Annotated in this window: 2 protein-coding genes and 1 pseudogene; 1 reads left to right on the top strand and 2 read right to left on the bottom strand. The window is 37.0% G+C overall.

Features of this window, described 5'->3' with window-relative positions; all coding sequences use genetic code 11:
* Positions 1–155 (bottom strand): annotated as a pseudogene (locus MVY38_RS09440) (bifunctional riboflavin kinase/FAD synthetase); the annotation flags it as partial.
* A gap of 75 nt (positions 156–230) precedes the next feature.
* Here MVY38_RS09440 and MVY38_RS09435 point away from each other — a divergent pair.
* Positions 231–1,454 (top strand): magnesium transporter, encoded by a 1,224-nt coding sequence (locus tag MVY38_RS09435; protein WP_297485571.1) that lies wholly within the window; start codon positions 231–233, stop codon positions 1,452–1,454.
* Between the two features lie 9 nt (positions 1,455–1,463).
* Here the strand turns inward: MVY38_RS09435 and MVY38_RS09430 are convergent.
* A partial coding sequence (locus tag MVY38_RS09430) for a TlyA family RNA methyltransferase (RefSeq protein ID WP_297485569.1) occupies positions 1,464–2,119 on the bottom strand: 656 nt, incomplete at its 5' end.

Below are 2,119 nucleotides of genomic sequence, written 5' to 3'. Positions count from 1 at the left end.
GTATGTAACTCCCGAAACTTTTTCGGTGTTAAGTTCGCATACCCTGCATCAATAACTACAACAGTACCATCTGCATCAAGTTCACAAAAAAGTGCCTGATGTCCAATATGCATACCGTCAAATCCACCTATAGCAACGGATGTCGTTTTTTTCATTTACACTTTTTCCTTAAAAATGACTATAATTACATTATAGACGCATTATAACATATACAAAAGGATTTTTACTGCATGACAATAGATGATACGCCCATAGAACAGCTTGCACAAAAACTTCTCAAACTACCTCATGAAGAGTTTAAACATATCATCAAAAATATTTCTTATCAAAAACTAGCAGAAGCAGTCTCCTACGCTGAGAGTAATCGAGCAAAACATCTCATCAATCGCATAAAACATATAGATGCAACACTTGAAAAAAATATATATAAACTACTAAAAAAAGAGCAGCAACATACAATTAAACAGCTTTTAGAATACGAAGACAATGAGGTTGGTGCCTATATGCACCTTGAACTTCTCACTGCTACTAAAGATGAAACAGTTTTAGATATAAAACAAAAAATACAAACTTATGAGAAGGCATCCCTCACTCACGCTGCGTTTAATAAGCTCTTTATCATAACCAAAAAAGAGCATCTGCTTGGTGTTTTAGATATTAGTAAACTACTACTTTATGATGATACACAAACCATTGAGCAAATCATGGAGAAAGAGAATTTATCCCAAGCATTGATGATTAATGAACATGCAGACATTCATACTGCTGTAAAACTTTTTGAAGCAAATGACCTCTCTACACTTGGTGTTGTAAATAAAAGTAAAAAACTTCTTGGGCGTATTCTTTTTGATGATGCCTATATATTTATTCGTGTTGAGGAGGAGAAACAGGCACTCAATATGCTTGGAACACACCATGAAGCTGAAAAAAGTTTTGCTACAGCGCAAAGAAAAAGACTTGAATGGATTTTCATTAACCTTTGTGCAATTCTTCTTTCTGCATTAGTTGTAAATCACTTTAAAGGAACAATACAGCAAATAGTCACACTCGCTGTTTTGATGCCTGTTGTTGCAGCACTTGGAGGTAATGTCGGTAATCAAGCTGTCACGGTAACAGTGCGGCGTTTAGCCCTTGGAGAAATCAGCAAAACAATTGCATACAAAATAATGGGAAAAGAGTTTCTTATTGGCATTGTCAATGGTCTTATAGTTGGCATTGTTGTGGGAGTTTTAGCATACTTCTGGTTTCACCAAGCGATGCTTGGTGCTGTTGTTGCTCTAGCCATTATCATAAACCTCTCATTAGCAGGTCTTATCGGTTCATTTTTACCTATCATTATGAAACGCTTTAACATTGACCCTGCCATTGCGTCGCCACTACTGCTCACAACAGCTACAGATGCTATGGGATTTTTTGTATTTTTAGGTTTAGCAACGCTAATTTTACTCAAATAAACAGTACAACTACTTTTTAAAGTAGTAACAATACTCCAAATTTCCCTCTTTTCCTGTAAGTGATGAGGGGGATTTTTGTACTAACTTCCACTCTTTTAAGAGACAAGCATCTTCAAACTTTTGCATTGCGTTTGCAATGGCTTTTTTATCGAGAACAACACCATTTTTATCACGCTTAACCTCACGCCCTACTTCAAACTGTGGCTTAAAAAGCAAAATAATATCTTGTGATGCAAGTCTCTGTACATCCTCTAAAATATAGAGTAAAGAGATAAACGCAACATCACTCACAACCAAATCAAAAGTCTGATTTGGTTCAAATTTACGGATGTCACACCCCTCGTAAACATTCACTCGCTCATCTTCACGCAAAGAGTGGTGTAACTGATCTCGCCCGACATCCACTGCGTTTACCTCAGCAACATTACGCTCTAAAAGCACCTGAGTAAAGCCACCCGTAGAAGAACCGATATCAAGTGCGACTCTTCCCTTGACATCTAAACGCAGCTCTTCTAAAAAAGCATCTAACTTAAACGCAGCACGAGAGACATACGACTTATGTTCCTGCACATTTACACTATCACCATCTTCTACCTTGAAAGAGCTCTTTTTAAGTGCTTTTCCATTCACAAAAACAAGCCCCTCTTTTATGAGAGCCTGTGCTT

The sequence above is a fragment of the Sulfurimonas sp. genome (assembly GCF_027056685.1).
In the GTDB taxonomy this organism is placed as follows: domain Bacteria; phylum Campylobacterota; class Campylobacteria; order Campylobacterales; family Sulfurimonadaceae; genus Sulfurimonas.
Note: the sequence above shows the minus strand (reverse complement) of the source record. Positions and strands in the feature narration are given on the sequence as shown.